Here is a 21441-nt window from a genome sequence, read left to right on the forward strand (position 1 = left end):
CGACATAGCTGAAGAGTTCCCCCGTCCGAACATCGCCGCCACGCATTCCATAATCCCCAAAGCCCCTCGGACGCAGTGAATCATTTCGAAGCAGTCAATGCCAGTGGCTTTTTCAACAGCCTGCTAGGGCATCGCCGGCACTTATAGATCATTACGCCGTCGTCGCTTGAAATGAGTTCCATGCTGAAGTCCTCTCATCACACAGGTAGGCAGAGGTGTGATTCGAGCACAATATGTTGCAGTTCATGTCACATGGATTCGCGGTGGGCAACTAGAAACGCTGGGAAATAGGCGGAAGTGGCTGCGACATCGATGCGACATGTCAATGCGTCTTTTTATTCGTATGTCTTTGAAAATATTGGTGATCCCAGATGGATTCGAACCATCGGCCTCAGGATTAGGAATCCTGCGCTCTATCCTGCTGAGCTATGGGACCACGTCAGGAGTTCCATACAAAAGGCTGGGCGCTAAGCCAAGTCTTTTCCGCGTTTACTCCGTCAGGCGATGTTCGACGAGCCGCACCCAATAGGAAATGCCAAAGGAAATGCTTTCGTCGTCGAAATCGTAACGCGGGTTGTGGAGTGGTGCGGTATCGCCGTTGCCGATGAAGATGAAGGCGCCAGGGCGACTGTTCAGCATGAAGGCGAAGTCTTCTCCGGCCATGCTGGGATCGACGTTCGGGTCAACGTTGGATGCGCCGACGATTTCCGTGGCGACGCCGATCGCGTGTTCCGTTTCCCTGTCGTGATTGCTGGTGACCGGACATTGACGGTAATAGTCGATCGCCGCTTCCGCCCCGTGAGCGCCGACAATGCCATGGACGATCTGGCGGATGCGGTTTTCGGCGAGATCGCGCGTTTCCTCGCTGTGGGTGCGGACCGTGCCCCAGAGCATGGCTTCGTCGGGTATGATGTTGTGCGTCGTGCCGGCATCGAAGCGGGTGACAGAGATGACGATGGAGCGCACGGGATCGGCATTGCGGGCGGCGATCGCCTGCAGGCTGCCGACCAGCTGCGAGCCGATGAAGATCGGGTCTATCGTCTTGTGCGGCTGGGCCGCATGGCCGCCGCGGCCCTTGATGGTGATGGTGAAACGGTCGGGTGCGGCCATGATGCCGCCCTTGCGGATCGCGAACTGGCCGACCGGAATGCCCGGCATGTTGTGCATGCCATAGACTTCCTCGATGCCGAAGCGTTCCATCATGCCGTCTTCGATCATCGCAAGCGCGCCGGCGCCACCTTCCTCGGCGGGCTGGAAGATCAGCGCGACCGTGCCGTTGAAATTGCGGGTCTCGGCCAGGTATTTGGCAGCGCCGAGCAGCATGGACGTGTGCCCGTCATGACCGCAGGCATGCATCTTGCCGGGCGCCTTCGACGCCCATGGCTTGCCGGTGATCTCGGTAAGCGGCAGGGCGTCCATATCCGCCCGAAGTCCGATCGTCCGGCTGCCCGAACCCTTGCCGCGGATGATGCCGACGACGCCGGTGCGGCCGATGCCGGGCACGACCTCGTCCACGCCGAACTCCTTCAGCTTCTGCTCCACAAAGGAAGCGGTGTTTTCCACCTCGTAAAGAATCTCGGGATTTTCATGGATATATCGTCGCCACTCGCTGACTTCGCCCTGAAGTTCGGCGGCCCGGTTCAAAATCGGCATAATGTTCCCTGTCGATTGTTACTCACGCGCTTATGAATCTTCCTCCGGGCGGGATACTGCCCGGCCTGATTGACGTAATCAATCTTCTTTGCCATTGCTTGGCCATAGAGGCCGCATATGCGCCACACTCGTTAAGACCAACCAACGAGGGATCACCTTGCCGATTTCCCGCATCCGATCCGCGTCCGCTTTCCGGGCGCTTTGCGCTTTGACCGCCCTCGGGCTTTTCGTTTCGACAGGAAGCGCGGCCGCCAACCCGAAAATCGTCGTCGATGCAGGGACCGGCCGGGTGATCGCTCATCAGGATGCCTTCCTGAAATGGTATCCGGCATCGCTGACCAAGCTGATGACCGCGTATGTGACCTTCAAGGCGCTGAAGGGCGGCAAGCTTTCGCTGGAAACGCCTATCGTGATGAGCAAGAAGGCGACCGACCAGCCGGCAAGCAAGATGTATTTCATGCCCGGCACGACGCTGACGCTGGACAATGCGCTGAAGATGATGCTCGTCAAGTCGGCCAACGACATGGCCGTCGCGGTGGCGGAGGCAGTCGGCGGCACACACGACCAGTTCGTGGCGATGATGAATGCCCAGGCCAAGGCGCTCGGCATGACATCGACGAACTACATCAACCCGCATGGCCTGCCCGGCAAGGGGCAGTTCACGACGGCGCGCGACCTTGCACTGCTGACGTTGCGGCTCAAGCAGGATTTCCCCGAATATCAGGGCTATTTTTCGCTGGAAGGCATCGATACGGGCACCAAGCAATATCCGAACTTCAATACGCTGATCGGCCGTTTCGACGGCGCCGACGGCATGAAGACGGGCTTCATCTGCGCCTCCGGTTTCAACCAGATCGGTTCGGCGACGCGCGACGGCCGCTCGGTCATTTCGGTCGTGCTGGGGTCGGACAGTCTGGCGGGCCGCGCCGACGACACCGCCAATCTGCTGCAGCAGGGCCTGGCCTCGGCGGCTTCCCAGGGCGTGTCGCTGACGGCGCTCGCCCCCTATGGCGATACGGAGACCCTTAACGACGTCAGCGCCGAGATATGCAATCCTAAGGCCGCCAAAGTGCGCAGCGAGACGCGGGACGACGCGGGCCGGACAATCCAGCATTCGCCCTATATCCATGAGATGACCCATCCGCCGGTCTATTCGCTTACGTCTCTCATCTCGGGCGGCGAGCCTCCGCCGCCGCCGCCCAAGGGCGCCAAGAAAGCGGCGACGGCGGCCAATGTGCCGATCCCGCAGCCGCGGCCGGCTTCATTCTGATTGGAACAACCGATGTCTTTTTCGAGCGGCCGGATTCCGGTCTCCATCCTCACCGGTTTCCTTGGTGCGGGAAAATCGACGCTTCTGAACCGCATCCTCAAGGATCCGGGCACGAGTGATACCGCCGTCATCATCAACGAGTTCGGTGAAGTCGGCATCGACAATTTCCTGGTCGAAGCCTCCGGCGATGCGCTGGTGGAGCTCTCGAACGGCTGCCTGTGCTGCACCGTGCGCGGTGAACTCGTCGATACGCTGGCCTATATGATGGACGGCATCCAGACCGGCCGCCTGAAGCCGGTCAAGCGCGTCGTCATCGAGACGACGGGGCTTGCCGATCCGGCGCCGGTCATGCAGTCGGTCATGGGCAATCCGGTGATCGCCCAGAATTTCGAACTTGACGGCGTGATTACGGTGGTCGATGCGGTGAACGGTCTTTCGACGCTCGACCGTCATCGGGAGGCGGTGAAGCAGGCGGCCGTGGCCGACCAGCTGGTGATTTCCAAGCTTTCCATGGCGGATGCCGGCAAGGTTGCGGCGCTCAAGACGCGGCTTCACGCACTCAATCCACGGGCTCCGCTCATCGACGGCGATACGGAGAGGGCCGGCACGGCATCCATCCTGGAGAACGGCCTTTACGATCCGGCGACCAAGATCGCCGATGTCGACCGCTGGCTGCGCGACGAACTGGCGAACGACGGGCACGATCATGACGACCATGACCACCATGACGGTCACGATCACCACCATCACGATGGTCACGACCATGATCACCATCATGAACCTGATGCCCATGGGCATCCTCACCATCACCATGACGTGACGCGGCATGGCGACGATATCCGTTCCTTCTCGATCATCCACGACAAGCCGATCGATCCGATGGCGATCGAGATGTTCGTTGATCTCCTGCGCTCGGCGCATGGCGAGAAACTGCTCAGGATGAAGGCGATCGTGGCGCTTTCCGACAATCCGGAGCGGCCGCTGGTACTGCACGGGGTGCAGAGTGTCTTCCATCCGCCGCAGCGCCTGCCGAAATGGCCGGTGGGCTCGGACCGCCGCACCCGCATGGTGCTGATCACGCAAGGCTTGCCGGAGGCCTTCGTCTCGGATCTCTTCGCCGCCTTCACCGGCCAGCCGCGTGTCGACCGGCCAGACCGGGCGGCGCTTTCGGACAACCCGCTCGCGGTGCCCGGCCTCAGGATGTAACAGCGACCCTTGGTTCCGGCTTGCAACAACGCCTTCCGCCAATCGGCGGCGCCCAGGGCATTCAGTTCGCGCGCTGAACGCGGCCGTTGCCTGCTACGTTTTGGCAACGGCAACTGCTGCCGATCGGGCCGAAATAGGTGGAGCAGACCTTGGCGCCGCGATCTCTGCCATTCCGATCGGGTGGCACCACGCAGACATAACGTTGCGCCAGCGATCCCCGGTCTTGGGCAAATATGGCCGGCACGTCCAGGGGCGCCGTCACAAACCAACCCGCAGCCTCGAAAGAACTGCACATAAGCAGAGTCAACAAGCCGGTCAGGGTCGCTTTCATGATCGTCATCCTCCTTCAAGGATAACTAAAGCGCGTCGCAATCTTTCAGATTCGCTTGCCGCGCTTTAGATCCTTGTTTTACGCATGTCGTCGTCGCAAAACCGCTGCACACTTTTGCGCGACATGCTTTAGCGGCATTTCCATGGGAGGAAAGGCCCGATCCGGATCCAGCTTTGCGCGGTCGACGATGGAAACCTGCAGGCCGGATGACATTGCGGCGCCGGGGCGTCCCGACGTGAATTCCGTTACCCTTTGCGGATCACGAACCGATGGCCGGTTCCGGTCTTTTCCGAGAGCACGAGCACATGGCCCTCCTGACTGCAGAAGTGCGGGATGTCGATGCCGGCCAGCGGATCGGTGGTTTCGATCGCAAGTTCGGCGCCGCTCACCATCGTCTTCAACCGGCGGCGCGTCTTCAGGACGGGAAGCGGACACTTCAGGCCGCGAAGATCGTATATCTCGGCCGTCGCCGTGATCATTACCAGAATTTCCAGAACGGCTTCTTCGCCTCCTCCACCGGGGGAGCGGCGGCATAGGCGAGAGGGTTCTGGGCGGGAACCGGCACGGCCGCGGGCTTGCCCTGGGCGCTCATGATGGCGGGCGCCGTCGAAGGCGTGGTCGCGGTGGGCAGGCGGTCCTGTTTCATGCGTTCCGCAGCCGAGGAGGAGCGCGAGGTCGGGCCAGCGGAAGCGAGAAGCACGCTGTTAGCCGGCGCGCTCTTTGCATGCGCCGCCGCCATGCGTTTTTCCATCAGTTCCTTGAATTCCGATTCGCTCATCAGCTTGCCGGCTTCGAGCGAGGTGCCGGTCGGCGCATAGGCAAGCTCGCGGCCCTTGCGTTTATCGGCGACAACGGCCTTGCGTTCGGCTTCGCTCGGCTCGTACCAGACCTTGCCGTCGTACTTGTCGAGGGCCTTTTCGTAGGCGATGTCGTAGGTCTTTTCATAGGACGTCAGCGCCGAGACGAGCGCCGGCGGCGTCGACATGGGCGGGCAGGCGGAGGCAGGGGCAAAGGTGCCGTTGCCGGTGAGCTGCTGGTTGAAGACGTATTTCTTCTCGCAGACATTCACTTCCGGCGGACGCTTGGTAACCTCGAAATTGTCGTAGCCGATCTTGATCATCTTCCAGAAGTCGAAGTTCTGGTTGTCGCGATGGCGCGCCATGTTCTCGGCCGTCATGCGGAACGGGAAGGCCTGCAGCTGCACGGCAGTCTGGCCGCCGCGGAAGGCGTCACGGGCAAAGGCGTAGATTTCCAGGACCTGCTCGTCGGTCATCGAGTAGCAGCCGGACGACGAGCAGGCGCCGTGGATCATCAGGTTGGAGCCGCTGCGGCCGTTCGCGGCATCATAGCGGTTCGGGAAGCCGGTATTGATCGCCAGGTAATATTTGGAATTCGGGTTCAGGTGGGCCGGGGTGAGCGTATAGAAGCCCTCCGGCGCCTGGCGGTCGCCTTCCTTCACCTTGGGGCCGAGCTTTCCGGACCAGGCGCAGATATCGTAGCTCTTGATGACCTCGAAGCGGTTGTCGGCCCGGGCCTTCCAGACCTCCAGCTTGCCCTCTTCCTTGAGGATGCGGATCATGATCGGTGAATTGCGCGGCATGTTCTTGGCCTGCATATCCGCCAGGATCTTGGCAGGCAGCGGCTGCTCGACCTTGTTCTTCACCGTTTTGAGATCGATCGTGGCGGTATCGAGCGTGTCATTGCAGCCCGTGAGGGCGGTCGCCACGAGAAGAGCTAGAGCGATGTGTTTCAGGCGCATCGATACGGACCACATGGACTTTGGAACGACGAACGAACTTGGTACAGTGCTTTGATAGTAAAGCGGTAATCTTTACATATTCTTAACCGCTTGTGCCGCGCTGTCCAGCAAAACTGCCCCGCATTTACTGTTATCACCAATGTGGCCAAATTTGGCTGTTCGCGCGGCGAAAGCCGATCGATCAGAGATTGCGGCCGATATCGAGGAACTTCTGGCGCCGCGCCGCACGCACTTCCTCGCCGGAAAGTCTGCCGAGATCGTCGAGCGCCGAAGCGATGACCTTGCCGGTCGCGGCGATCACCGTTTCCGGTTCGCGATGGGCGCCGCCGACGGGTTCCGGAATGATGTCGTCGATGATGCCGAGCGCCTTCAGGTCCTCTGCAGTGATCTTCATGTTGGTCGCCGCTTCGCGGGCGCGGGTCGAATCGCGCCAGAGGATCGAAGCGGCACCTTCCGGCGAAATGACCGAGTAGATCGCATGTTCGAGCATGTAGACGCGGTTGCCGGTGGCGATCGCGATCGCGCCGCCCGAACCGCCTTCACCGATCACGATCGACACCATGGGCACCTTGATGCCGAGGCACATTTCGGTGGAACGGGCGATCGCCTCGGCCTGGCCGCGCTCCTCCGCACCGACGCCCGGATAGGCGCCGGCGGTATCGATCAGCGAGATGACCGGCAGGCGGAAACGGTCCGCCATTTCCATGACACGGATTGCCTTGCGGTAACCTTCCGGACGCGGGCTGCCGAAATTGTGCTTGAGCCGCGTCTTGGTGTCGTGGCCCTTTTCCTGGCCGATGACGGCGACGGGCATGCCGTTGAAGCGGGCAAGGCCTGCCTGGATCGCGGCATCCTCGCCGAAATTGCGGTCGCCGGCGAGCGGCGTGAAATCGGTGAAGAGGTGAGCCGCGTAATCGACGAAATGCGGGCGCTGCGGATGGCGCGCGACCTGCGTCTTTTCCCAGGCGCCAAGCTTGGCGTAGATTTCCCTGGTGGCCTCCTTGACCCGGGTTTCGAGCCTGCCGATTTCCTCGGACGTATCGATGCTCTCGTCTTCAGAGGCGAGCTTTTTCAGCTCGTGGATCTTGCCTTCGAGGTCCGAGATCGGCTTTTCGAAATCGAGATAGGTCTGCATGAGATCCGGTTTCCGGTTGTTCTATGTCGGGAACACGGAGTTCCCGTTTCCACTTTGGGGGTTCTAATCCCGGTTTTTGGCCTCTTTTGCAAGAGGGTGATGCGTTTCGACCAGTTCGCGCAGCCGTTCTTCCAACACATGCGTATAGATCTGCGTGGTGGAAATGTCCGAATGGCCGAGCAGTTCCTGCACCACGCGCAGGTCCGCCCCGTTCTGCAGAAGGTGGCTTGCGAATGCATGGCGCATCACATGCGGCGAGATTGCGGCGGCTCTGAGTCCGGCGCGCGCGGCCAGTCCCTTGAGGTCGCGGGCGAAAACCTGGCGCGGCAGATAACCTTCCTTGCCGGAGGAGGGAAACAGCCACGGACTGTCGCCAGCCTTGTCTTCCCTCTGGGCGAGCGTTGCGGCGCGGACCTCCGCATAGGTCTTCATCGCGGCGATGGCGGATCGCGACAGCGGCACGAGCCTTTCCTTATTGCCCTTGCCGCGGATCATCAGGAAGCGCCCTTCCTGGTCGAGCACCTTGGCGGGCAGCGAGACGAGTTCGCTGACGCGCATGCCGGTCGCATAGAGGAGTTCCAGCAGCGCCAGCATCCTGAGGCGCGAAAGCCGGTCGGGGCCGGGCTCTCCGGCTTCCTTCGAGGCGAAATCCAGGAGGCGGGTGACGTCTTCCTCACTCATGATCTTCGGCAGCGAACGGTTCTTTTTCGGGGCGTCGAGGATTGCCGTCGGGTCGTCGCCGCGCAGCCCTTCGGCATAGAGGAACTTGTAGAACTGCCGCATGGCGGAAAGCCGCCGTGCCTGCGAGGATGCCGCAAAACCCTGTTTGCCGAGATGGGCGAGATAGGCGGAGAGGTCGGCGCTTTCGGCCGTCAATGGCGATTTCCCCGCGGTGACGAGGAAGGAATGCAGGTCTTCCAGATCGCGTTCGTAGGAGAGGAGCGTGTTGCCCGCAGCACCCCGCTCGGCGCTCATCATTTCCAGGAAGGCTTCGATATGGGCGCGGGAAAGATCGGCCATGTGTCTCTGCCGTTATTGCTGTGGGGGCGCGGGGTTCAGCCGTTCGGAGGGAATGCGCACGGTCACGTCGCGTTCACGCGGCTCGACCAGCATGACGAGCGCCACCATGCTTCCATAAACGATGCCCGCGATGACCGCCAGCACGAACAGGAAACGGAAAAGCGTCGGCATCGGGAACTCCGCAAAGCTGCGTCGCAATATATCGATAAAGGTTTACAGATCGGCAAGAACAAACAAATACCTGCAGTCTTTCAGGGTTGCGACGGCTTGACGCTGCCCGAGCATTTGTCGATACCGTTCTCGAAACGGACCAGACGATGACAGAAGCTGCAACTTCCGACGCTCCCATTCTCAGCGAAAAGGCGCGTGCCGCGCTCGGCGGACGCAACCTGATCTTTATCGGTCTGATGGGAGCCGGCAAATCGGTGATCGGCCGGCTGGTGGCGCAGAGCCTTGCCGTGCCGTTCATCGATACGGATGCGGAGATCGAAAAGGTTTCCCGCATGACCATCAGCGAACTCTTCGCCGCCTACGGCGAAACGGAATTCCGGGCGCTCGAAACCCGGGTCATCGAACGGCTGCTGAAGAGCGGACCGCGCGTCATCTCCACCGGTGGCGGGGCCTTCATCAACGAGAACACCCGCAGGCAGATCAAGCTCGGCGGCGTTTCCATCTGGCTGAAGGCGGATCTCGACGTCTTGTGGGAAAGGGTCAGCAAGCGCGACCACCGGCCGCTGCTCAAGACGGAAAATCCGAAGCAGACGCTCGAAAATCTGATGATCCAGCGTTATCCGGTCTATGCCGAGGCCGATCTTACGGTGCAGTCGGGAAATGTCCGCAAGGACGTAATGGTCAATGAGGTGCTTGCGGCCCTGGCCAATTTGCCCGGCGCCAGTTTGCCCAGCGAAGGTGAAGTGCAATGAACATGTCCTCTCCGTCCTCAGAAGGTCCGCAGGACCGGTCCCTGGAACGTCTCGTGCATGTGCCGCTCGGCGAGCGTACCTATGACATTCTGATCGGGCCGGGCCTCATTGCGCGGGCGGGTGGAGAGATCACGGCCCGGCTGAAAGGCCGCAAGGCGGCGATCGTCACCGACGAGCATGTGGCGCCGCTCTATCTCGAAGCCCTGATGGACAGCCTGCAGACGGACGGCATCGAGGCGGTGTCGCTGACGCTTCCTGCCGGCGAAAAGACCAAGAGCCTCGAACATCTCGCGACCGTGTGCGAAATGGTGCTCTCGGCCCGCATCGAACGCAACGACGCGGTGATTGCTCTCGGCGGCGGGGTGATCGGCGATCTCGCCGGCTTTGCGGCCGGCATCGTCCGACGCGGCGTGCGCTTCGTGCAGATCCCGACCACGCTCCTGGCGCAGGTCGATTCGTCCGTCGGCGGCAAGACCGGCGTCAACACCCGGCACGGCAAGAACCTGCTCGGTGTTTTCCACCAGCCGGACCTGGTACTCGCCGACAGCGCGGCCCTCGATTCACTCTCCGAACGGGAATTCCGGGCCGGTTATGCCGAGGTGGCGAAATACGGCCTGATCGACCAGCCGGACTTTTTCGCCTGGCTGGAGAAGAACTGGAAGAAGGTCTTCGAAGGCGGGCCGGAACGGATCGAGGCGATCGCGGTCAGCTGCCAGGCCAAGGCGGATGTCGTCGTCGAGGACGAACGCGAAACCGGCCGCCGGGCGCTGCTCAATCTCGGGCACACGTTCGGCCACGCCCTGGAAGCGGCGACCGAATACGATAGCAGCCGCCTCGTGCATGGCGAAGGCGTTGCGATCGGCATGGTACTGGCGCACCAGTTCTCGGCCCGCCTGAACCTCGCAAGTCCCGACGATGCCCAGCGCGTCGCGGCGCATCTGAAGGCTGTCGGCCTGCCGACCACGATGAGCGAGATTCCGGGCGAGCTGCCGCCAACGGAAAAACTGCTCGATGCCATCGCCCAGGACAAGAAGGTCAAGAACGGCAAGCTCACCTTCATCCTCACGCACGGCATCGGCCAATCCTTTGTCGCCAACGACGTGCCGTCGTCCGAAGTCCTGAGTTTCCTGGAGGAAAAGCGCCCGAAATGACATCAGAAGGAGGCCTGCTCTCGCGCATCGTCAACGCGCTGGTCCGCGGCCTTCTCCGTTCGTCCGGTGTTTCGCTTTCGCAGCAGACGCTTTCGCTGTCGAGCCATGACGACCTGCACGAGGCGCTCGACACGGCCCATCGGGAGGGCAATTTCGACAAGGAGGATCGCGACCGCCTGAGCGGCCTCTTCGAACTCGAAGAGCTGGAAGTCTCCGATGTCATGAAGCACCGCACCGTGATGCGGGCCGTGAATGCCGACGATCCGCCGGAAGTCGCGGTGCGCACCGTGCTCGAAAGCCCCTACACCCGTATGCCGGTGTGGCGGAACTCGACGGAAAACATCATCGGCGTGGTGCATGCCAAGGATCTGCTCAGGGCGCTCGCCGAGCCGAATGTCGAACCCGAAAACCTCGATATCGTCAAGATCGCCCAGAAGCCGTGGTTCGTGCCGGACAGCACCAGCCTCAAGAATCAGCTGAGCGCCTTCCTGCGGCGCAAGATGCATTTCGCCGTCGTCGTCGACGAATACGGCACGATGCAGGGCATCGTCACGCTGGAGGATATTCTGGAGGAAATCGTCGGTGATATCGCCGACGAGCACGATATCGAAATCCAGGGCGTGCGCCAGGAAGCGGACGGCTCGATCGTCGTCGACGGTTCCGTGCCGATCCGTGATTTGAACCGTGCGCTCGACTGGAACCTGCCGGACGAGGAGGCGACGACGATCGCCGGCCTCGTCATCCACGAATCGAAGCTCATCCCGGAAGAACGGCAGGCCTTCACCTTCTACGGCAAGCGGTTCGTCGTGATGAAGCGGGAGAAGAACAGGATCACGCGGCTGAGGATACGGCCGGCGGAAGAGGCTGCCTTGCCAGCGGAGTAAGGCCCCGGCACTGCGGCATCCGACCAGCCTGTCCTGCTTGATTGCAACTTCAAATTACTGTAAAACCACTTTGAGGTACGTACATCAATTTGCATGCCTTCGCGGATTGATAGTCTGCGCTGCCGTGATGAGGTGTTTGGAGGATGAGGCATGACACGGGAATTCAGTATTGATCCGGAGTTCGTCATAAAGGACGAGGCCTCTCTCCGAGGCCTGTTCGATGCGACACATGCGCTGGCCATCCAGAAATGTCAGGCCGCCCTGAGCGTGCACGCGCAGGAGTTCATCAGGCGCTCGCCCTTCCTTTGCATAGGCACGCAGGGTTCCGATGGAAAAGCCGATGTCAGTCCTCGCGGGGACCCCGCCGGCTTTGTCAAGATTATCGACGAGCGCAGGCTGATGATACCGGATCGCCCAGGGAATAACCGTCTCGATACGCTGGCCAATATTCTCGCCAATCCGAATGTCGGGTTGCTGTTCATCATTCCAGGATTTGACGACACATTGCGGGTCAATGGGCGCGCCACTCTCATGCGCGATCCGGAACTCCTTGCGAGCATGAGTGTCAACGGCCGCGCTCCTCAGCTTGCAATCCTGGTTGAAGTCCGTGAAGCCTTCATGCATTGCGCCAAGGCATTCCGTCGCTCGCGCCTATGGAATCCGGAACATTTTCAGGATCGCAGCGAGATGCCGTCGCTTGTGAAGATCATCTTGGATGAAACGACGGGTGCGCCGGACGACGAGGACAAAATGCGCAAGATGGACGAGGCATTGGAGGCCGATTACAAAAGGACACTTTATTAAACCTGTTCCAATAGGGTCGCAGCCCTTGGCCCAGTGTCCATGCGCCCCTATTTAAGTCCTGTCACCACCGTGTCGGCTCTCCCGGTGCCGCGGCCTCCACTGCGAGGGCATGCAGGCCTGCGTCGAGTTCCGGCTTCAGCAGGGCATTCACCGTCCGATGCCGGTCGAGCCGGCTCATCCCGGAAAATTTTTCCGAGACGACGCGAACCCGCATATGGGTTTCGCCGGTTCCCGTGATGTCCGGCTGATGGCCGGCATGGTGGTGGCTTTCGTCGATGACGATCAGCCGTTCGGGTGCGAGATTTTCGATGAGCGTGGCTTCGATCCGGGCTCTGACGGACATTTTTCGGCTCCCAGGAAAACGCAGGCGACGACGCAGAGAGGGGAACCCACAAACCAGCAACAAAGCGCTTTGTCAATTCTTGTCGCGCCCCGTTCGTCACCCCATAATGAAGGCCTTATGAAACTAGATTCCAAATATTTCGACCGTATCCGGACGCGCCGGAAACGGGAGGCGGATGCGCCTCCCCAGGCACCGACCTGCCAATGGGACGGGTGTGACAAACCCGGCGCCCATCGCGCTCCCGTGGGCCGCAATGCAGAGGGCCAGTTCTTCCTGTTCTGCTTCGAGCATGTCAGGGAGTACAACAAGGGCTACAATTATTTCTCCGGCCTCTCCGACAGCGAGATCGCCCGTTACCAGAAGGAAGCCATCACCGGCCATCGTCCCACCTGGACGGTCGGTGTCAACAAGGCGGCCAAGGATGCGCCGCTTCATTCGACGGCCCGTTCGGGTGCGGCAGGTCCCGGAGGCCCGCAGCAGCGCTTCAAGGACCCGTTCGGCTTCGTGTCCCATGCCCGGGCGACCGGCGGATCGCGTTTCCAGACCCAGGGGCGAAAGCTGAAGGCTCTCGAGGCCAAGGCCTTCGATACGTTGGGTCTCGGCGCCAATGCGACGGCTGCCGAGATCAAGAGCCGCTACAAGGAACTGGTCAAGAAGCACCACCCTGATGCGAACGGCGGCGACCGCGGCTCGGAAGAACGTTTTCGCGCCGTCATTCAAGCATATCAGTTGTTGAAGCAGGCGGGTTTCTGCTAAGCCGTAAAAATTATGGCAGTGAGGACGACGGCCGGGCGGGGATCCGTGCCTTGGAGAGATGATGAGTAAGATTGATCTAGACATTTCCAACCTTCCCGATACCACCATTTCGGTTCGGGAAGTCTTCGGCATCGATACCGATATCAAGGTTCCGGCTTACAGCAACGGCGACCCCTATGTTCCCGATCTCGATCCGGACTACCTGTTCGACCGGGACACGACGCTCGCCATCCTCGCAGGCTTTGCGCATAACCGACGCGTGATGGTGTCCGGTTTCCACGGCACCGGCAAATCGACGCATATCGAGCAGGTCGCTGCGCGCCTCAACTGGCCGTGCGTGCGCGTCAACCTCGACAGCCATGTCAGCCGTATCGATCTCGTCGGCAAGGACGCGATCGTGCTGAAGGACGGCAAGCAGGTCACCGAATTCAAGGACGGCATCCTGCCCTGGGCCTATCAGCATAATGTTGCGCTCGTCTTCGACGAATACGATGCCGGCCGTCCGGACGTGATGTTCGTCATCCAGCGCGTGCTGGAATCCTCCGGCCGCCTGACCCTGCTCGACCAGAGCCGGGTTATCCGTCCTCACCCGGCCTTCCGCCTGTTTGCGACCGCCAACACGGTTGGTCTCGGCGATACGACCGGCCTCTATCACGGTACGCAGCAGATCAACCAGGCACAGATGGACCGCTGGTCGATCGTCACCACGCTGAACTACCTGCCGCATGAGAAGGAAGTCGATATCGTCGCCGCCAAGGTGAAGAGCTTCGGCAGCACGGCCGAAGGCCGCGAAACCGTTTCGAAGATGGTTCGCGTTGCGGACCTCACCCGCTCGGCCTTCGTCAATGGCGATCTCTCGACCGTCATGAGCCCGCGTACCGTGATTACCTGGGCAGAAAACGCCGAGATCTTCGGCGACGTGGCGTTCGCCTTTCGCATCACGTTCCTCAACAAGTGCGACGAACTGGAGCGCACGCTGGTCGCCGAACAGTACCAGCGCGCCTTCGGCGTCGAGCTGAAGGAAAGCGCCGTCAACATCGTTCTCGGAGCGTAAGCGGAGACGGGATCATGGCAGGTCGCGGAGACAATTCGAAAGCCAAACCCGGCGGCCCGGTCGATACCGAGCCGTTGCGCCGGGCCATCACCGGCTGCGTACGGTCGATCGCCGGAGATGCGGAAGTCGAGGTCACGTTCGCCAACGAGCGTCCGGGTCTTGCCGGCGAACGCATCCGCCTGCCGGAAATCTCCAAGCGTCCCACGGCGCAGGAGCTTGCCGTCACCCGCGGACTCGGCGATTCGATGGCGCTCCGGCTCGCCTGCCATGACACCGCCACGCATGCCAGCATGTCGCCGCAGGGCGCCGATGCGCGCGTCGTCTTCGACGCGGTCGAGCAGGCGCGCGTGGAATCGATCGGCGCGCTGCGCATGGCCGGCATGGCCGCCAACCTGAACGCGATGCAGACCGAGAAATACGCCAAGGCGAATTTCACCGGCATCGAGCGGCAGGAAGATGCGCCGATCGCCGAGGCCGTTGCCATGCTGGTCCGCGAAAAGCTCACCGGCCAGAAGCCGCCGGCAAGCGCCGGCAAGGTGCTCGACCTCTGGCGCCCCTTCATCGAAGACAAGGCAGCCGGCGATCTCGACAATCTCCGCGGTGTGATCGAAGACCAGCAGGCCTTCGCCAAGCTCGTGCGGCACATGCTCACCTCCATGCAGATGGCGGAGGAGTTTGCCGACGAGGACACCGAGCCGGAGGAAATGGAAAATCCCTCCGAGGAAGACCAGCCACGCAGCAACGAGACGGACAACGAGGATGTCGAGGAAGAGGCCGGCGCCGACGCACAGCCCGCTGAGCAGAGCGACACATCCGACGACGAACTCGAAGACGGCGAGATGGACGGCGCCGAAATGTCCGACGACGACATGTCGGACGACAGCGACGAACATTCCGAAACGCCCGGCGAAACCCGCCGTCCGAACAGCCCGTTCGACGATTTCAACGAGAAGGTCGATTACAGGATCTTCACCCAGGAATTCGACGAGGAGATCACGGCCGAGGAGCTTTGCGACGAAGCCGAACTGGACCGGCTGCGTGCCTTCCTCGACAAGCAGCTCGCCCATCTTCAGGGCGCGGTCGGTCGCCTGGCCAACCGCCTTCAGCGCCGCCTGATGGCGCAGCAGAACCGTTCCTGGGATTTCGACCTGGAAGAAGGTTATCTCGATCCGGCCCGCCTGGTGCGCCTGATCATCGATCCGATGCAGCCGCTCTCCTTCAAGAAGGAGCGCGACACGCAGTTCCGCGATACGGTCGTGACGCTGGTCATCGACAATTCCGGTTCGATGCGCGGCCGGCCGATCACGGTCGCCGCAACCTGCGCCGACATCCTCGCCCGCACGCTGGAACGCTGCGGCGTCAAGGTGGAAATCCTGGGTTTTACGACCAAGGCCTGGAAGGGTGGTCAGGCGCGCGAAAAGTGGCTGGCGAGCGGCAAGCCCACGACGCCCGGTCGCCTGAACGACCTGCGCCACATCGTGTACAAGTCTGCGGACGCACCGTGGCGCCGGGCTCGCCGCAACCTCGGCCTGATGATGCGGGAAGGTCTGCTCAAGGAAAACATCGACGGCGAAGCGCTGATGTGGGCGCATAACCGGCTGATCGGCCGGCCCGAGCAGCGCAAGATCCTGATGATGATCTCCGATGGGGCGCCGGTCGACGACTCGACACTGTCGGTCAATCCGGGCAATTATCTTGAGCGGCATCTGCGTGCCGTCATCGAACAGATCGAGACGCGCTCTCCAGTCGAGCTTCTGGCGATCGGCATCGGCCACGACGTGACGCGCTACTATCGCAAGGCCGTGACGATCGTGGATGCGGACGAGCTTGCCGGCGCGATGACCGAACAGCTTGCGGAACTCTTCGCGGAAAATGGCGGCGGCGCTCCTGCAGCAGGTCGCATGCGGCGGGCCGGTTAGGTCCGTCGCCTTGAAGCATTACCGCTTCGCCCTCTGGGTTTTTCTCTTCGCCGCCATTGCTTTTCCCGTCGCAACGGCGACGCAGGACCTGCCTGTCAATGCTCGGGTGATTTCCGAATTCGGTCCGGGGGGAAAGACCCGGTTCGGATCGCTGGAATTTCTCGGCGGCATCGAGTTTTCATCTTCCGACGACCGGTTGGAATCCCTGTCGAGCATCCGCTTTCGGGCGGATGGCGAGCGGTTCGTATCGGTACTCGATACCGGCAACTGGCTGACGGGGCGCATCCGGAGGGATGCCCAGGGGCGTCTGTCCGGACTGGCCGATGTCACGGTCGATCCGATCCTCATCCGCGGCGAGCGGGTCGGTTCGAAATACAATTCGGATGCCGAAGGACTGGCTCTGCGCGATGGACAGGTGCTGGTGAGCTTCGAGCAGGTTCATCGGGTCGATGCCTATCCCGATCCGGGTTTCGAAAAGTCGGCACCGCTCAGGACGCTCGATCTTCCTATTCCGCGGCACGAGTTCCGCATGAACGCGGGCATGGAGACGGTTGCCGTCTCGCCGAAATCAGGTCCGCTCAAGGGCGCGCCGATCGCCGTGACGGAGCACAGTCTCGACGACAGGGGCAATCTCTTCGCGGCGATCCTGGAAGGTCCGCAGAAGGGTGTCTTCACGGTGGTGCGCCACGATCCTTACGACGCGACCGACGGCGCCTTCCTGCCGGACGGCGATTTCCTGTTGCTCGAACGCCGCTTCAGTTTCCTCGGCGGGCTCGGCATGCGCATTCGGCGGATCAAGGGCGAGGATATCCGTTCCGGTGCCACGGTGAATGGCGAGGTGCTGCTGGAGGCCGATATGGGGTATGCGATCGACAATATGGAAGGGCTCGATGTCATCTCCGGCCCGGAAGGCAAGCCGCATCTCATCCTCGTCTCGGACGACAACGGCAACATGCTTCAGCGAAACATCATGCTGGAATTCCGGCTCAGTGAATAACGGCAGCCCGACTTAACCGTTATGGGCGGCCTTGTACGTATCGAGCAGATCTTGAATGGAAATGCCGTCGATCCTGGCGCCGGTCATTCTGCACCCGACGAACTCCGCGCCGGAAAGGTTCGCGTTGTGCAGGCGCAGGCCGGACAGGTTGACATCGTCGATGGACCAGCCGGACATATTGCTGTCGTTGAAGGTTGCGCCCGAAAAGTTGATCTGGTTGAAGCGGGCGCCCGACAGGTTTGTATTGTGAAATCGCGCGCCGGACAGGTTCACGTCGTCGAATGACGAGCCTGAGAGGGTTGCGCTGACGGCTTCAATGACATCGACGGTGTCGCGGATCTGCATTGCGGCTCACCCGTTCAAGTTATGGTGCGCCGCAGACTGCAGGGTGCCGGCTCAATTTTCAAGAGGCGATCGCGTTTCGGCAGCCTCGATGTGTCAGGCGGCCTTGGCGACCTGCGGCATCGGCTTCAGCACGTTCATCAGAGCACCGTAGGGCAGCAGCAGGACGACGCCGACGATGACCTTCACGCCAAGATCGCCGAGCGCCCAGGAGATCCAGCGCGGCGCTTCCGTCGAGAAGGCGCCGAGGATCGGAGCCCAGCCGATCGCGAAGTCGTCGTTCGGGCCGATGAAGGCGAAAGCCGGCGCAAAGGCGATCGAGAAGAACAGGACCGTATCGAGGACGGAGCCGAGCAGCGAGCCGGCGAGCGGTGCCTGCCACCAGGTCTGGCGACGAAGCCTGTTGAAGACCGAGATGTCGAGCAGTTGGCCGATCAGGAACGCGGTGCCGGAGGCAATCGCGATGCGCGGCACGGAGGCCCAGAAGGAAAGGGTGACGCCGACGACGAAGCCGACGAAGACCACGCGGCGAGCGACGGACGGGCCGAACTGCCGGTTGGTCAGGTCGGTGATCAGGAAGGCGATCGGATAGGTGAAGGCGCCCCAGGTGAGCAGATCGCCGAGCGCCACGCCGAAAAGCGTGCCCGACAACGGGAACTGCACGAGGATGTTGGACGCGACGACGATCGCCGACATCAACAGGGCATAGACAAGCGTATGGCGAATTTTCAGCATTTTTTTATCCTGGGTGATGCCACCAGTTGGAGCGATAGGTCAGCCAAGAGAAAAGGCCTGCACGGCACTACCCGTTCAAGCCTTCCTCAAAGCCGGATGTATGAAGCGAAGCGTATTAAGCGGCTTCTGCGGTCTTCTTGGCGATCTGGCGGCGCAGCAGACGAGCGCGCATCGACAGTTCGTTTTCGTCGGACTTCAGCAGGAAGGCGTCGAGGCCGCCGCGGTGTTCGACCGAACGCAGGGCATGCGCGGAAACGCGCAGGCGGAAGCGCTGGCCGAGAGCGTCGGAAATCAGCGTGACCTGGCAGAGGTTCGGCAGGAACCGGCGACGGGTCTTGTTGTTGGCGTGGCTTACGTTGTTGCCGGTCTGAACGCCCTTGCCGGTCAGTTCGCACACACGAGACATGGATACACCTTTGTTCTTCTGCAATCGGATGGTCCTGCCAGGCAATGCCCGACGCGCCGATCCAACTGGTCCTGATTGGAAAGTTGCGGTTCTATAGTCAGTGAGACCCGGCGCGTCAAGCCAAAACCTTGGCCAGCACCCAAGAGATTCCGTTTGCGGCGCGGTAAAACCGCTATTTTCTTGCCATTATGCACCGTCTATATGTTGGCGGGAAGATGCCGTTGGACGTCTTCATCGGTCAGGACATGATTCATGAACCTTCGCGGCAGCTTCGTCAGTGCCTTCGTGCTTATCTTCGGGTTCACCACCGTTCCGGTCGGCTCCGCGGAAATTCGTCATATCAGCGAATACGACATTTCGCTCGGCATCCTGCCGATCGCCAAGGCGTCTTTCGCCAGCGAATTCAACAGCGACGACTACAGGATCACCGGCACGTTCAGGTCGGCCGGGATCGCCGACATCATCAGCCGCATCTCCGCTGAAACCAGCGTCAGCGGCCGCATGCAGGATCAGAAACTGCAGGCCGACCGATACAATCTCGTCTACACGGCCGGCCGGCGCACGCGCATCTACGATATCGAATACCGCAACGGCAACGTGACGGAAACGACCGTCAAGCCGGAGCCGAAGCGCAATCCAGAGAATTGGATTCCGGTGACCGACAAGGATTTGCGCGCGGTTCTCGATCCCTTGAGCGGCCTGATCTTTCCGGGCAATGCAAAGGTCTGCCCGAGCCGCCTGCCGATCTATGACGGCGAGTCCCGCATGGACCTGGTGCTCACGCCGAAGGGGACCAGGGAATTTTCGACCAACGGCTTCAAGGGTGAGGCGATCGTCTGCTCGATCCGCTACGTGCCGAAATCCGGCTTTCGCCGCGGCCGCAGCGATATCGAGTATTTGCGCAAGACATCGATGGAAATCTGGTTTGCCAAGGCCCAGTCGGTAAATGTATATGCTCCTGTCTATGCTGTCATTCCGACCAGGATGGGGCATGTGTATGTGACCGCCGTCAAATACGGCGGGTGAAGCCGAGTGTCGGCATCGAGGGGGCAGGGGTGAAAATCCGGGGAACGTTGATCGGCTTTACGGCGATCCTGATGTGGTCGCTGCTTGCGCTGATGACGGCTGCATCCGGAAACGTGCCGCCGTCCCAGATGAACGCGATGACGTTTGCGATCGGCAGTCTGCCCGGCATCGTGCTCCTCATCCTGAAGCCGGAGCGGATCGCCTTTCTGAAACAGTCCCCGAAAGTGTGGATCACCGGCATCGGCGGCCTGTTCGGCTATCACTTTCTCTATTTCACGGCGCTGCGCAACGCGCCGGCCGTCGAAGCGGGCCTGATCGCCTATCTCTGGCCGTTGTTCATCGTCGTCGGTTCGGCCCTTCTGCCGGGCGAGCGGTTGCGCTGGTATCATGTCGTCGGTGCGATCGCCGGCCTTTGCGGCACGATCACCATCGTATCGCGCAACGGCCTTTCCTTCGATGGCGCCTATACGCTGGGTTACGGCGCGGCGTTCCTCTGCGCCTTCACCTGGTCGGGCTATTCGCTGATGACGCGCAGCTTCGAGCGAGTATCGACCGATGTGGTGACCGGTTTCTGCCTGGCGACGTCAGTTCTTTCGCTCGTCTGCCATCTGGCGCTGGAGACGACCGTCTGGCCGGCGGATGGCGGCGAGTGGGCTGCAGTCGTCGGGCTCGGCCTGCTGCCGGTGGGCGCGGCCTTCTATGCCTGGGATTACGGCGTCAAGAATGGCGATATCCAGATCATCGGGGCAGCGAGTTATGCGGCGCCGCTGCTGTCGACGCTGATCCTGGTCGCGTCCGGTTTTGCCGGTCCGGATTGGCGGATTCTGGTGGCATGTTTGCTGATCACCGGCGGGGCGGTGCTGGCAGCGCGCGATATGTTGCGGCCGAAGCCGGTTGGCGACGCTGTTGCTGAATAAACGCCCCTGAGCACCGGGGACGTTGGGGGAAGAAATGTCCGTCTTTTTGTCCGTTGTGCTGGTCGCGTCGGTCGCGCTTGCACTTTACCATTTCCGCTGGCTTGAAAAGCCCGCGAGCCACCTGCGTGCCGCGCTGAAAATGCTGCCGGTCCTGCTGCTTGCGGCTTACGCGCTTGCCATGGGCGCACCGGTTCTTCTGGTTTTGGCACTGGCACTCGCTGCCCTCGGAGACCTCTGTCTAGCGTATGACGGCGAGGCGCCGTTCATCTCCGGGCTCATCGCCTTCCTTGCCTCCCATATTGCCTATGTGGCGCTGTTCTGGCCGGAGACCGAAACCGGGCTCATCCTTGCGAGCGCGTGGCGGTATGCCGCGGCCTGGTTCTTCATCATGCTGACAGGCCTCCTGCTCTTCATTCTGTGGCGGCCGGTCGGAAAGCTTGCCATTCCGGTGGCGATCTATGCCGCGGCAATCCTCGCCATGTCGCTTTCGGCACTGGCCGTGAAGCCGGTGCTGCCTTCGGCCGCGGCCACGCTGTTCGTCATGTCGGATACCGCGCTCGCCCTCCAACGCTTCCTGGTGAAGCCGGGCGACCCGATCGCGAAGCGGCTGAAACGTCTCGTCTGGGGCGCCTATTACGCCGCCCAACTCATCTTCGCGCTGGGGATTGCGGGCCTGCCGCGTTTCTAGCAGGCTGTTGAAAAAGCCACTGGCATTGACTGCTTCGAAATGATTCACTGCGTCCGAGGGGCTTTGGGGATTATGGAATGCGTGGCGGCGATGTTCGGACGGGGGAACTCTTCAGCTATGTC

The 21441-nt window shown here is 61.5% G+C and carries 23 protein-coding genes, 1 tRNA gene and 1 pseudogene; 13 read left to right on the forward strand and 12 right to left on the reverse strand.

Features of this window, described 5'->3' with window-relative positions; all coding sequences use genetic code 11:
- Positions 1-359: 359 nt before the first annotated feature.
- Positions 360-436: transfer RNA gene (locus DMO26_RS32110), tRNA-Arg, on the reverse strand.
- Positions 437-489: 53 nt separating this feature from the next.
- On the reverse strand, positions 490-1653 hold the full coding sequence (locus tag DMO26_RS32115) for a M20 aminoacylase family protein (protein WP_117196347.1): 1164 nt from the start codon (positions 1651-1653) through the stop codon (positions 490-492).
- A gap of 163 nt (positions 1654-1816) precedes the next feature.
- Between DMO26_RS32115 and DMO26_RS32120 the strand changes: the two genes are divergently transcribed.
- Both DMO26_RS32120 and DMO26_RS32125 read left to right on the forward strand, forming a co-directional pair.
- Positions 1817-2923 (forward strand): D-alanyl-D-alanine carboxypeptidase family protein, encoded by a 1107-nt coding sequence (locus DMO26_RS32120; protein WP_404947105.1) that lies wholly within the window; start codon positions 1817-1819, stop codon positions 2921-2923.
- Positions 2924-2935: 12 nt separating this feature from the next.
- The gene (locus DMO26_RS32125) at positions 2936-4129 is read left to right on the forward strand and encodes a CobW family GTP-binding protein (RefSeq protein ID WP_117196349.1); all 1194 of its coding nucleotides are present in this window, start codon (positions 2936-2938) and stop codon (positions 4127-4129) included.
- A gap of 61 nt (positions 4130-4190) precedes the next feature.
- Here DMO26_RS32125 and DMO26_RS32130 read toward each other — a convergent pair whose 3' ends face one another.
- The 6 genes from DMO26_RS32130 to DMO26_RS32155 form a co-directional block, all read right to left on the reverse strand.
- Positions 4191-4460, reverse strand: coding sequence for a hypothetical protein (locus DMO26_RS32130; RefSeq protein WP_162895168.1), 270 nt, complete (start codon positions 4458-4460; stop codon positions 4191-4193).
- A gap of 245 nt (positions 4461-4705) precedes the next feature.
- Entirely contained in the window at positions 4706-4939 is a 234-nt protein-coding gene (locus DMO26_RS32135) for a sulfurtransferase TusA family protein (protein WP_117196351.1), read from the reverse strand.
- Entirely contained in the window at positions 4939-6219 is a 1281-nt protein-coding gene (locus tag DMO26_RS32140; protein WP_117196368.1) for a L,D-transpeptidase family protein, read from the reverse strand. The genes DMO26_RS32135 and DMO26_RS32140 overlap by 1 nt, the downstream gene beginning before the upstream one ends.
- Before the next feature lie 181 nt (positions 6220-6400).
- Positions 6401-7354 (reverse strand): acetyl-CoA carboxylase carboxyltransferase subunit alpha, encoded by a 954-nt coding sequence (locus tag DMO26_RS32145; RefSeq protein ID WP_117196352.1) that lies wholly within the window; start codon positions 7352-7354, stop codon positions 6401-6403.
- A gap of 63 nt (positions 7355-7417) precedes the next feature.
- Positions 7418-8374, reverse strand: coding sequence for a site-specific tyrosine recombinase XerD (gene xerD / locus DMO26_RS32150; protein ID WP_117196353.1), 957 nt, complete (start codon positions 8372-8374; stop codon positions 7418-7420).
- A 12-nt stretch (positions 8375-8386) separates the two neighbouring features.
- Positions 8387-8545: a hypothetical protein gene (locus DMO26_RS32155; RefSeq protein ID WP_117196354.1), complete on the reverse strand. Its 159-nt coding sequence runs from the start codon at positions 8543-8545 to the stop codon at positions 8387-8389.
- Positions 8546-8691: 146 nt separating this feature from the next.
- On the opposite strand from DMO26_RS32155, the gene DMO26_RS32160 reads away from it, so the two are divergent.
- From DMO26_RS32160 to DMO26_RS32175, 4 genes and pseudogenes are all read left to right on the forward strand, one after another.
- Positions 8692-9297, forward strand: coding sequence for a shikimate kinase (locus DMO26_RS32160; RefSeq protein ID WP_117196355.1), 606 nt, complete (start codon positions 8692-8694; stop codon positions 9295-9297).
- Complete coding sequence (gene aroB, locus DMO26_RS32165; protein WP_205421299.1) at positions 9294-10448, forward strand: 3-dehydroquinate synthase; 1155 nt, start codon at positions 9294-9296, stop codon at positions 10446-10448. The genes DMO26_RS32160 and aroB overlap by 4 nt, the downstream gene beginning before the upstream one ends.
- Before the next feature lie 11 nt (positions 10449-10459).
- Positions 10460-11332: pseudogene (locus DMO26_RS32170) on the forward strand (HlyC/CorC family transporter); the annotation flags it as partial.
- A 150-nt stretch (positions 11333-11482) separates the two neighbouring features.
- Positions 11483-12136: a pyridoxamine 5'-phosphate oxidase family protein gene (locus DMO26_RS32175; protein WP_117196357.1), complete on the forward strand. Its 654-nt coding sequence runs from the start codon at positions 11483-11485 to the stop codon at positions 12134-12136.
- 61 nt (positions 12137-12197) lie between these two features.
- Here the strand turns inward: DMO26_RS32175 and DMO26_RS32180 are convergent, their stop codons facing one another.
- On the reverse strand, positions 12198-12479 hold the full coding sequence (locus DMO26_RS32180) for a BolA family protein (RefSeq protein WP_117196358.1): 282 nt from the start codon (positions 12477-12479) through the stop codon (positions 12198-12200).
- Positions 12480-12596: 117 nt separating this feature from the next.
- Here DMO26_RS32180 and DMO26_RS32185 point away from each other — a divergent pair, with 117 nt between their 5' ends.
- From DMO26_RS32185 to DMO26_RS32200, 4 genes are all read left to right on the forward strand, one after another.
- The gene (locus DMO26_RS32185; protein ID WP_226951496.1) at positions 12597-13235 is read left to right on the forward strand and encodes a J domain-containing protein; all 639 of its coding nucleotides are present in this window, start codon (positions 12597-12599) and stop codon (positions 13233-13235) included.
- A gap of 61 nt (positions 13236-13296) precedes the next feature.
- The gene (gene cobS, locus DMO26_RS32190) at positions 13297-14289 is read left to right on the forward strand and encodes a cobaltochelatase subunit CobS (RefSeq protein WP_117196360.1); all 993 of its coding nucleotides are present in this window, start codon (positions 13297-13299) and stop codon (positions 14287-14289) included.
- A gap of 14 nt (positions 14290-14303) precedes the next feature.
- Entirely contained in the window at positions 14304-16208 is a 1905-nt protein-coding gene (gene cobT / locus DMO26_RS32195; protein WP_117196361.1) for a cobaltochelatase subunit CobT, read from the forward strand.
- The gene (locus DMO26_RS32200; protein WP_117196362.1) at positions 16162-17205 is read left to right on the forward strand and encodes an esterase-like activity of phytase family protein; all 1044 of its coding nucleotides are present in this window, start codon (positions 16162-16164) and stop codon (positions 17203-17205) included. The genes cobT and DMO26_RS32200 overlap by 47 nt, the downstream gene beginning before the upstream one ends.
- Before the next feature lie 12 nt (positions 17206-17217).
- Here the strand turns inward: DMO26_RS32200 and DMO26_RS32205 are convergent, their stop codons facing one another.
- The 3 genes from DMO26_RS32205 to rpmB all read right to left on the reverse strand — a co-directional run bounded on the left by DMO26_RS32205 (position 17218) and on the right by rpmB (position 18688).
- Positions 17218-17550 (reverse strand): pentapeptide repeat-containing protein, encoded by a 333-nt coding sequence (locus DMO26_RS32205; protein ID WP_117196363.1) that lies wholly within the window; start codon positions 17548-17550, stop codon positions 17218-17220.
- Between the two features lie 93 nt (positions 17551-17643).
- Positions 17644-18282: a queuosine precursor transporter gene (locus DMO26_RS32210; protein WP_117196364.1), complete on the reverse strand. Its 639-nt coding sequence runs from the start codon at positions 18280-18282 to the stop codon at positions 17644-17646.
- A gap of 115 nt (positions 18283-18397) precedes the next feature.
- Positions 18398-18688 carry a 50S ribosomal protein L28 gene (gene rpmB / locus DMO26_RS32215; protein ID WP_117196365.1) on the reverse strand — a complete coding sequence of 97 codons (291 nt, stop codon included), beginning with the start codon at positions 18686-18688 and terminating at the stop codon, positions 18398-18400.
- Positions 18689-18940: 252 nt separating this feature from the next.
- Here rpmB and DMO26_RS32220 point away from each other — a divergent pair, with 252 nt between their 5' ends.
- The 3 genes from DMO26_RS32220 to DMO26_RS32230 are packed head-to-tail and all read left to right on the forward strand — an operon-like array spanning position 18941 to position 21319.
- Positions 18941-19714, forward strand: a complete 774-nt coding sequence (locus DMO26_RS32220; RefSeq protein WP_117196366.1) for a DUF3108 domain-containing protein — start codon at positions 18941-18943, stop codon at positions 19712-19714.
- Between the two features lie 29 nt (positions 19715-19743).
- Entirely contained in the window at positions 19744-20631 is an 888-nt protein-coding gene (gene yddG, locus DMO26_RS32225; protein WP_117196370.1) for an aromatic amino acid exporter YddG, read from the forward strand.
- 34 nt (positions 20632-20665) lie between these two features.
- Entirely contained in the window at positions 20666-21319 is a 654-nt protein-coding gene (locus tag DMO26_RS32230) for a lysoplasmalogenase family protein (RefSeq protein ID WP_117196367.1), read from the forward strand.
- Positions 21320-21441 lie beyond the last annotated feature (122 nt).

It is taken from the genome of Rhizobium terrae (genome assembly GCF_003425685.1).
Classification (GTDB): domain Bacteria; phylum Pseudomonadota; class Alphaproteobacteria; order Rhizobiales; family Rhizobiaceae; genus Neorhizobium; species Neorhizobium terrae.

Coding starts and splice junctions, on each gene's coding strand:
- DMO26_RS32175 (WP_117196357.1), top strand. CDS start 11,483: ATGACACGGGAATTCAGTATTGATCCGGAGTTCGTCATAAAGGACGAG.
- xerD (WP_117196353.1), bottom strand. CDS start 8,374: ATGGCCGATCTTTCCCGCGCCCATATCGAAGCCTTCCTGGAAATGATG.
- DMO26_RS32140 (WP_117196368.1), bottom strand. CDS start 6,219: ATGCGCCTGAAACACATCGCTCTAGCTCTTCTCGTGGCGACCGCCCTC.
- DMO26_RS32160 (WP_117196355.1), top strand. CDS start 8,692: ATGACAGAAGCTGCAACTTCCGACGCTCCCATTCTCAGCGAAAAGGCG.
- aroB (WP_205421299.1), top strand. CDS start 9,294: ATGAACATGTCCTCTCCGTCCTCAGAAGGTCCGCAGGACCGGTCCCTG.
- DMO26_RS32205 (WP_117196363.1), bottom strand. CDS start 17,550: ATGCAGATCCGCGACACCGTCGATGTCATTGAAGCCGTCAGCGCAACC.
- DMO26_RS32145 (WP_117196352.1), bottom strand. CDS start 7,354: ATGCAGACCTATCTCGATTTCGAAAAGCCGATCTCGGACCTCGAAGGC.
- DMO26_RS32230 (WP_117196367.1), top strand. CDS start 20,666: ATGTCCGTCTTTTTGTCCGTTGTGCTGGTCGCGTCGGTCGCGCTTGCA.
- rpmB (WP_117196365.1), bottom strand. CDS start 18,688: ATGTCTCGTGTGTGCGAACTGACCGGCAAGGGCGTTCAGACCGGCAAC.
- DMO26_RS32155 (WP_117196354.1), bottom strand. CDS start 8,545: ATGCCGACGCTTTTCCGTTTCCTGTTCGTGCTGGCGGTCATCGCGGGC.
- DMO26_RS32135 (WP_117196351.1), bottom strand. CDS start 4,939: ATGATCACGGCGACGGCCGAGATATACGATCTTCGCGGCCTGAAGTGT.
- DMO26_RS32115 (WP_117196347.1), bottom strand. CDS start 1,653: ATGCCGATTTTGAACCGGGCCGCCGAACTTCAGGGCGAAGTCAGCGAG.
- cobS (WP_117196360.1), top strand. CDS start 13,297: ATGAGTAAGATTGATCTAGACATTTCCAACCTTCCCGATACCACCATT.
- DMO26_RS32180 (WP_117196358.1), bottom strand. CDS start 12,479: ATGTCCGTCAGAGCCCGGATCGAAGCCACGCTCATCGAAAATCTCGCA.
- DMO26_RS32220 (WP_117196366.1), top strand. CDS start 18,941: ATGAACCTTCGCGGCAGCTTCGTCAGTGCCTTCGTGCTTATCTTCGGG.
- DMO26_RS32200 (WP_117196362.1), top strand. CDS start 16,162: ATGGCGGCGGCGCTCCTGCAGCAGGTCGCATGCGGCGGGCCGGTTAGG.
- DMO26_RS32125 (WP_117196349.1), top strand. CDS start 2,936: ATGTCTTTTTCGAGCGGCCGGATTCCGGTCTCCATCCTCACCGGTTTC.
- DMO26_RS32130 (WP_162895168.1), bottom strand. CDS start 4,460: ATGAAAGCGACCCTGACCGGCTTGTTGACTCTGCTTATGTGCAGTTCT.
- cobT (WP_117196361.1), top strand. CDS start 14,304: ATGGCAGGTCGCGGAGACAATTCGAAAGCCAAACCCGGCGGCCCGGTC.
- DMO26_RS32185 (WP_226951496.1), top strand. CDS start 12,597: ATGAAACTAGATTCCAAATATTTCGACCGTATCCGGACGCGCCGGAAA.
- DMO26_RS32210 (WP_117196364.1), bottom strand. CDS start 18,282: ATGCTGAAAATTCGCCATACGCTTGTCTATGCCCTGTTGATGTCGGCG.